This is a genomic window from Enterobacter sp. EC_64 (assembly GCF_019584165.1).
Lineage (GTDB): Bacteria > Pseudomonadota > Gammaproteobacteria > Enterobacterales > Enterobacteriaceae > Enterobacter > Enterobacter roggenkampii.
Genome location: NZ_VDAS01000100.1, coordinates 1 through 231 on the forward strand (window position 1 = coordinate 1; position 231 = coordinate 231).

The following is a 231-nucleotide window of genomic DNA, read 5'->3' on the forward strand; positions in this document are numbered from 1 at the left end:
TTTCGTTTCAACTGGGATTCCAAATCTTTAATCTGCTCAACAAGATAGTGATAATGCTGTTGTAATTTCAGCAATAACTGGCTGAGGTAAAGAGGCAAACTATTATCCTCAAGAATGGTACTCAGTCGGCTAATAACGGCAGCTCCTCGGGGAACGCTAATGCCAAATTCCAGCAGAAAAGCATGCATTTGATTGGTTGTTTTTACCTTATCCTGAACCAGGGATTCACGG

General features: G+C 41.6%; 1 pseudogene. It reads right to left on the reverse strand.

Features of this window, described 5'->3' with window-relative positions:
* Window positions 1-231 (reverse strand): annotated as a pseudogene (locus FHC52_RS22650) (IS110 family transposase); the annotation flags it as partial.